General features: G+C 70.6%; 5 protein-coding genes and 1 pseudogene. 5 read left to right on the top strand and 1 reads right to left on the bottom strand.

What is annotated here, in order from left to right:
* Positions 1-729: pseudogene (locus NYZ98_RS38315) on the top strand (phospholipid carrier-dependent glycosyltransferase); the annotation flags it as partial.
* On the opposite strand, the gene NYZ98_RS38310 reads toward NYZ98_RS38315, so the two are convergent.
* Entirely contained in the window at positions 726-2231 is a 1506-nt protein-coding gene (locus NYZ98_RS38310) for a hypothetical protein (RefSeq protein WP_262849855.1), read from the bottom strand. The pseudogene NYZ98_RS38315 and the gene NYZ98_RS38310 overlap by 4 nt on opposite strands.
* Before the next feature lie 112 nt (positions 2232-2343).
* Here NYZ98_RS38310 and NYZ98_RS38305 point away from each other — a divergent pair, with 112 nt between their 5' ends.
* The 4 genes from NYZ98_RS38305 to NYZ98_RS38290 all read left to right on the top strand — a co-directional run bounded on the left by NYZ98_RS38305 (position 2344) and on the right by NYZ98_RS38290 (position 7666).
* Positions 2344-3612: a glycosyltransferase family 2 protein gene (locus NYZ98_RS38305; RefSeq protein WP_262849853.1), complete on the top strand. Its 1269-nt coding sequence runs from the start codon at positions 2344-2346 to the stop codon at positions 3610-3612.
* A 139-nt stretch (positions 3613-3751) separates the two neighbouring features.
* Positions 3752-5533, top strand: a complete 1782-nt coding sequence (gene metG, locus NYZ98_RS38300) for a methionine--tRNA ligase (protein ID WP_262849851.1) — start codon at positions 3752-3754, stop codon at positions 5531-5533.
* A 21-nt stretch (positions 5534-5554) separates the two neighbouring features.
* Complete coding sequence (locus NYZ98_RS38295) at positions 5555-6409, top strand: TatD family hydrolase (protein ID WP_262849837.1); 855 nt, start codon at positions 5555-5557, stop codon at positions 6407-6409.
* Between the two features lie 258 nt (positions 6410-6667).
* A complete protein-coding gene (locus NYZ98_RS38290; RefSeq protein ID WP_262849832.1) occupies positions 6668-7666 on the top strand; it encodes a resuscitation-promoting factor in 999 nt (332 codons plus the stop codon).
* Positions 7667-7698 lie beyond the last annotated feature (32 nt).

Below are 7698 nucleotides of genomic sequence, written 5' to 3'. Positions count from 1 at the left end.
GTGCCGACGGCTTTGGCCGCGATGGGTCTGGTGCCGGCGGTGGCGTACATGGCGTCGTGGACCGGGTGGTTCGCCTCGGCCTACGGATACGGCCGCAACTGGGCCCAAGCCACCTCAAGCGGCTGGGGTTACTGGGTGTTCAGCTCGCTGCGGTCGTGGCTGGACTACCAGGTGCAGGTGCTCTCGTTCCACACCGGCCTGTCCGACCCGCACGACTACCAGTCCTGGCCCTGGCAGTGGCCGCTGCTGATCCGGCCGGTCGCCTTCTACTACCCGACCGACAGCAAGGGCTGCGGGGCCGCCAGGTGCTCGGAGGCCGTGCTGGGGGTGGGGACGCCGGTGATCTGGTACGGGGCGGTGATCGCCCTGATCGCGCTGATCGCCTGGTACGTCGCCACCCGCGACTGGCGGGCCGGCGCGGTCCTGCTGGCCTACGCCGTGGGATGGCTGCCCTGGTTCTACTACGCCATCGCCGACCACCGCACCATGTTCCTGTTCTACGTCGCCCCCATGCTCCCCTTCATGATCCTCGCCCTCACCCTGGCCGCCGGACTCCTCATCGGACCCGCCATGGGCGACTCGACGCGCAGGCCCGTCGGGGCGGCGGTCGTCGGGGCGTTCATGCTGCTGGCCCTGGTCAACTTCTGGTGGCTGCACCCTGTGCTGACCGCTGAGGTGATCCCGTTCGACGACTGGAACCGGCGGATGCTGTTCCGGAGCTGGATCTAGGCGGCCGGTTCCGGGGCGGGGGCGCGGCGGCGCGCGCGTACCCCGTTGCGCAGGGCGATCGCGGCGGACAGGAAGGCCAGCGGCGCCGCCGGCAGCAGATAGCGGTAGTCGAACTCCGCCGTCGCGGCCGGCGCGACCACCAGGGCCGCCGCGGCGACCAGTGGCAGGAGCGTCGGCCCGCCCAGCTCCCGCCAGCGGGCCACGGCGCCGGCCGCTCCCACCAGCAGGGCCAGCCCGAGGACGAGGCCCGGCAGGAAGAAGACCCGCTGGTAGCGCTCCATGATGGTCGCCCAGGGCCAGTAGACCCTGGTGCTGGCCCGTCCCTGCTCGTAGGCCACCATGTCGCGGTCGGTGGTGCCCAGGTAGCTCGGCCACTTCGGCAGGGACGTGAGCAGCCTTACCGGGTCCTTCCTGCTGACCCCGTTGCCGGAGAACTGGTACTGCTTCCAGGTCAGCGGGTCGGGGAAGACCGGCCGGTCCCACCGGAAGCTGCGCAGCAGGTCGCCGGCGACCGCGGAGAGGTAGTCGCCGGGCTGGGCGAGGATCGCGCGCTTGGCGAACCGGCTCGCGGTGTCGTTGACCGATCTGTCGAACTTATCGCCGCCCCAGCGGTGCAGGACCTCGCCCTCGCCGCTGTACCAGAGGTAGATCTGGGAGAAGGGGTGGCGGTCGATGCTGGAGTTGTTGCACAGCGGGATCAGGTCCTGCTCGCGCTGGAGGTCGGGCTTGATCTTCTTGCAGTCGGCGAACTTGGCGGTCCGCATGTAGAGGATGAGCCCGTCGCTCTGCGTCATGGCGAACTGGCCGTTGGCGGTCGCGAACCACCCCATGTAGGCCACGACGGGCACCCCGCAGGCCACCACGACCGCGAGGATCGGCTTCCAGTGGGTGCGCTTGATCAGCAGGAAGGCCACCACGACCGCGAGGATCGGCAGGCCGATGCTGCGGGTGAGCGCGGTGAGCGCCAGCAGCAGGCCGACGGCGGCGCCCGCCTTCCACGACATCGTCCGATGCCACAGGACCAGAGTGACCACGCCCACGATCAGCAGCGTGAACATGGTGTCCGACATGATCATCTGTTCGAGCTGGATCTCGTACGCGTCGAACAGCACCGGCACGGCCGCCAGGGTCGCGCCCCAGTCGGGCAGGCCGAACCGGCGTCTCAGCAGGACGTAGATCAGCACTGCGGTCGCCAGGCCCATGAGGTGCTGAGTGAGGACCACCAGCGCGAAGCTGTGGAACGGCTTGAGGATCAGCAGCCAGAACCCGTACCCGTCCGGCCGGATGGGGTGCGGGCGGGGGTGCAGGGCGACCGAAACGTACTCGTAGGAGTCGTTGAACCACATCGCCGGGCGGTTGCCCAGCATCGTGACCACCCTGAGCGCCGAGCCGAGGATGAAGGCGATCACGAACAGGCGGCGCTTCCCCAGGAACCCGAGGACACGCGCACCTCTGCCCGGCGTGGGCACGTCGGCCTGCGCCGGTTCGGCAACGGTCACCATGGTTTACAGGATGCCAGCCCTTTCGCGGACTTGACCCGAGCACCTGGGGGCAGAGGGCATCATGGTGGAACTACGCACCGGATGATCGAGGCGCAAAACGAGGGGTTTCGTCGTGGAACTGACCGTGGTCATGCCATGCCTGAACGAGGCGGAGACCGTCGAGACGTGTGTCCGTAAAGCACTTGCCTGCATGGTGGAGCACGGCATCGAGGGTGAAGTGGTGATCGCCGACAACGGCAGCACCGACGGATCCCAGCAGCTCGCGCGCGACGCCGGAGCCCGCGTGGTCCACATTGACGAGAAGGGGTACGGCAACGCCTTGATCGGTGGCATCCGCGCCGCGCGCGGCCGTTACGTGATCATGGGAGACGCCGACGACTCCTACGACTTCACCGCGTTGCTCCCCTTCGTCGAGGAGCTGCGTTCCGGCGCCGACCTGGTCATGGGCAACCGTTTCCGCGGCGGCATCGAGCCCGGCGCCATGCCCAAGCTGCACAGATATCTCGGCAACCCTGTGCTGTCGTTCATCGGCCGGCTGTTCTTCCCGAGCGCCATCCGCGACTTCCACTGCGGCCTGCGCGGGTTCCGCCGCGACTCGATCATCAACCTCGGCCTGCAGACCGGGGGCATGGAGTTCGCCAGCGAGATGGTCGTCAAGGCGACGCTGCAGGGCCTGGACGTGCGCGAGGTGCCGACGACCCTCAGCCCCGACGGCCGCACCCGCCCGCCGCACCTCCGCTCCTGGCGGGACGGCTGGCGCCACCTCCGCTTCCTGCTGCTCTACAGCCCCCGCTGGCTGTTCCTGATCCCCGGCGCCGTGCTGATGGCCCTCGGCCTCGTCGCGGGCGCCGCGCTGACCTTCGGCCCGGTCTACATCGGCAAGCTCGCCTTCGACATCGACACGCTGGTCGGCGCCTCGGCGATGGTGGTGATCGGCTTCCAGGCGGTGCTGTTCGGCCTGTTCACCAAGGTGTACGCGGCCGAGGAGGGCTTCCTGCCCGAGGACCGGCGCATCAAGCGCCTCGTCGACGTGGTCACCCTGGAGAAGGGCCTGGTCGCGGGCAGCGTCCTCGCGCTCGCCGGCCTCGCGGGCATGGTCGCGTCGCTGGCCCACTGGCAGGTGCGCAACTTCGGCGAGCTGATCCCCGCCGAGTCGCTCCGCCTGGTCGTGCCGTCCGCGACCGCCCTGGTGATCAGCTTCCAGACGATCTTCGCGTCGCTGTTCATCAGCATCCTCGGCATCCGCCGCACCAAGGAGACGCCGGTCGACGTGGCCGCCTCCGCCGCCGAGGAGGCCGCAGAGGCCGTCACGCGGGAGTCCACCCCGGCGTCCGGCCCCGCCGAGCCCGAGGCCGTCACGAAGGAGTCAACGCCGGCCTGATGCTTCCGGGGTCCGGGGACGCCGTGCCGGCCTGATCGCACGGGCGTCCAGGGCCCTCATGAGGCTCTGACCGAGAGGGGTTCGGCGCATCCTTCGTAATCGGTTCGAGACGCCGCGCGCGGCCCTCTAGGCTTGGGTCATGTCCCAGCACATTTTGACCGCCGTCGCGTGGCCCTACGCCAACGGCCCCCGCCACATCGGGCACGTCTCCGGATTCGGCGTGCCGTCCGACGTGTTCAGCCGCTACCAGCGGATGGCGGGCAACAACGTGCTGATGGTCAGCGGCACCGACGAGCACGGCACGCCCATCCAGGTCCAGGCCGACAAGGAGGGCGTGACCGCCCGCGAGCTCGCCGACCGCTACAACCGGGTGATCGCCGAGGACCTCACCGCCCTCGGCCTGTCGTACGACCTGTTCACCCGGACCACGACCGACAACCACTACGCGATCTCCCAGGAGATCTTCAAGGGCCTTTACGCGAACGGGTACATCTTCCCGAAGACCACGATGGGCGCGGTCTCCCCGACCACCGGCCGCACCCTGCCCGACCGCTACATCGAGGGCACCTGCCCCATCTGCGGGTACGACGGCGCGCGCGGCGACCAGTGCGACAACTGCGGCAACCAGCTCGACCCGATCGAGCTGATCAACCCCAAGAGCAAGGTCAACGGCGAGACGCCCAAGTTCATCGAGACCGAGCACTTCATGCTCGACCTGCCGGCCTTCACCGAGGTGCTGGGCACCTGGCTGCAGTCCAAGCAGGGCGAGTGGCGGCCCAACGTGCTGAAGTTCTCCCTCAACCTCCTCGGCGACATGCAGCCGAGGGCGATCAGCCGCGACCTCGACTGGGGCGTGCCGATCCCGCTCGACGGCTGGAGCGACCGGGGCGACAAGCGGCTCTACGTGTGGTTCGACGCGGTCATCGGCTACCTCAGCGCCTCCATCGAGTGGGCGCGCAGGTCGGGAAACCCCGACGCCTGGCGGCAGTGGTGGCAGAACCCCGACGCCCGGGCGTACTACTTCATGGGCAAGGACAACATCGTCTTCCACTCCGAGATCTGGCCGGCGATGCTGCTCGGCTACAACGGGGAGGGGGCGCGCGGCGGCACGCCGGGGTCGCTCGGCAGGCTCGGGCTGCCGTCGGAGGTGGTCTCCAGCGAGTTCCTGACCATGGAGGGCCGCAAGTTCTCCTCCAGCCGCCAGGTCGTCATCTACGTGCGCGACTTCCTCGAGCGGTACGACGCCGACGCCCTGCGCTACTACATCGCGGTGGCCGGGCCGGAGAACCAGGACACCGACTTCACCTGGTCGGAGTTCGTGAACCGGAACAACGGCGAGCTGGTCGCCGCCTGGGGCAACCTGGTCAACCGTTCGATCTCCATGGCCGCCAAGACGATCGGCGCGGTGCCGTCGGCGGGCGAGTTCACCGACGCCGACCGGATCCTGCTCCAGCGGAGCAAGGCGGCCTTCCCGGCCGTCGGCGCCGAGCTGGGCAGGTCCCGGTTCAAGAACGCCGTCACCGAGGCCTTCGACGTGGTCCGCGACGCGAACCGCTACCTGGCCGAGCAGGAGCCGTGGAAGCTCAAGGACGACCCCGAGCGGGTGGCGTCGATCCTGCACGTCGCCCTGCAGGTCGTCGACGACGCCAAGACCCTGCTCACCCCGTTCCTGCCCGGTTCCTCCAACAAGGTGCACGCCATGCTCGGCGGCGAGGGCCTGTGGTCGGGGATGCCGGAGATCCGCGAGGTCGACGAGAACGGCGGCACGCCGTACCCGGTGATCACCGGCGAGTACGACGGGGCGGCCACCTGGGAGTCCAGGCCCATCCGCCCGGGCGTCCCGCTCGCTCCGCCGACCCCGCTGTTCCGCAAGCTCGACCCCAAGGTGGTCGACGAGGAGCTCGCCCGCTTCACCGACTGACCCACCGACAGGGATTCACGCGTGACCACTCTTCCCGCCGCCCCGCCGCCCCTGGGCGCCGAGGTGTTCGACAGCCACTGCCACCTGGACATCATGGTCGGCGACCGCAAGGCGTCGTCCGGCGACCAGGTGGCGCTCGCCGCGCAGTCGGCCGCCTCGGGCGTCGAGCGGATCCTCGCCGACGCGCGGGCGGTGGGCGTCACCCGGCTGGTGACCATCGGCTACGACCTGCGCTCCTCGGAGTGGAACGCCGCGACCGCCCGCGAGCACGAAGGCGTGTACGCGGGCGTGGCGATCCACCCCAACGAGGCGCACGCCGCGACGCCCGAGACGCTGGCCGAGATCGAGCGGCTGGCGCGTGAGCCGCGCGTACGGGCCGTCGGGGAGACCGGCCTGGACCACTTCCGCGAGTGGGCCTCCCACGACGACCAGGCCGCCTCCTTCCGCGCGCACATCGAGATCGCCAAGCGCACGGGCAAGGCGCTGGTGATCCACGACCGGGACGCGCACGACGAGGTGCTCCGGATCCTGGCCGAGGAGGGCGCGCCGGAGGTGGTGGTGTTCCACAGCTTCTCCGGCGACGCCGAAATGGCACGCCAGTGCGTCGACGCCGGATATTTCATGTCCTTCTCCGGGCCCGTCACCTACAAGAACGCCGGGTACCTCCGCGAGGCCGCCCAGGTGGCGCCGGTGGAGCTCCTGCTGGTCGAGACCGACGCCCCCTACCTGCCGCCCACCCCGCACCGGGGCAGGCCCAACGCGCCCTACCTCATTCCGCTGACGCTGCGCTGCCTGGCCGAGGTCAAGGCCGTGGACGCCGACGACCTGGCCCGCGCCGTCAGCGCCAACGGCGAGCGCGTCTTCGGCGCCTGGTGACCCCGGACACGCGCGGACAGGCGCGGACTTCAGTGACCCAAGCGCGGGCTATGTAACAGACTGGTTTCGGTGATCTGGTTGAGGGGGTCCTGAGGTCGGCGCTACCGTCGGCAGCCGGTCTACCCCGAAGGACGCGCAGTGGATCCAGCCCCGCCCCCGAGACCGGCCACCCGGCGCGCCGGGACGCGCCGTGCTCCGCGACGCCCATGCCGCCTCCGGTCCGCCCTGCGGTCCGGTGCGGCCTCCCCGTGGACGGTCATGACGGGCGCCGCCGTGGCGGGCGTGTCGATCGGCCTGTTCAGCGGCGGCGTCCTGACCAAGGAGGTGCGTCTGGCCGTCGACGGCGGCGAGACGACGGTCCGCAGCTTCGGCGGCACCGTCCGCGACGTGCTCGCCGAGGTGCGGGTCGACGTCGGCCCCGGTGACGAGGTCTATCCCGCCAGGGACGACGAGGTGGCCGACGGCGGCTCGATCGTCGTACGGCACGCCCGGCCGCTGGTCCTCATCGTGGACGGCAGGCGGAGCACCCACACCGTCACCGCGCTCAACGTGGGCGAGGCCCTCCAGGAGCTCAACCTGAGCGACCGGCGGGCCATGCTGTCCGCGTCCTGGATGCGGCAGATCCCGGTGTCGGGCTTCGCGCTGGACGTACGCACCCAGCGGCGCGTGACGGTCGTGCGGGGGCGGGTGCGGCTGGACGCGCTGACCACCGGGCGCACGGTGCGTTCCGTGCTCGCCCAGCAGAAGATCACCCTGGCGAGGGGGGACAGGGTGCGCCCGTCGATGGGCACCTTCCCCGAGGAGAACGCGGTGATCAGGATCATCCCGGCGCTGCCGCCGCGCCCGGCGCGGCCCCTCGCGCCCTCGGGCGCCGGGCGTCCGCTCACCCCCGTCCGGCAGGCCGCGCCGCCCCGCCCGCTGCACACCGTGGCGGTCAGGCACTCGGTCACGGCCCTCAACTGGACCGCCCTGGCGCGCTGCGAGTCGTACGCCAACCCGAGGTCGGTCAACCCCAGGGGGCCCTACTACGGGATGTACCAGTTCAGCCTGGCCATGTGGCAGGCGGTCGGTGGCACCGGGCGGCCGATCGACTGGCCGGCCACCGAGCAGACCTACCGCGCCCAGCTCCTCTACCAGCGGGTCGCGGGCCGCTGGCGCGGCCAGTGGCCCGCGTGCGGCGCCCGCCTGTTCGCCGGCGGGACCACCGTCAAGCCCAAGAACAGGCCCCAGGCCGCCGGCGGCGTGATCACCCGCTGACGGCCGGCGGGCGGCCCGCGTCACTCGGTGTC

The organism is Sphaerisporangium corydalis, from assembly GCF_025506355.1.
Lineage (GTDB): Bacteria > Actinomycetota > Actinomycetes > Streptosporangiales > Streptosporangiaceae > Sphaerisporangium > Sphaerisporangium corydalis.
The sequence above is the reverse complement of the archived record's forward strand: the minus strand, read 5'-3'. Positions and strand labels throughout refer to the sequence as shown.

Coding starts and splice junctions, on each gene's coding strand:
- NYZ98_RS38310 (WP_262849855.1), bottom strand. CDS start 2,231: ATGGTGACCGTTGCCGAACCGGCGCAGGCCGACGTGCCCACGCCGGGC.
- NYZ98_RS38290 (WP_262849832.1), top strand. CDS start 6,668: ATGACGGGCGCCGCCGTGGCGGGCGTGTCGATCGGCCTGTTCAGCGGC.
- metG (WP_262849851.1), top strand. CDS start 3,752: ATGTCCCAGCACATTTTGACCGCCGTCGCGTGGCCCTACGCCAACGGC.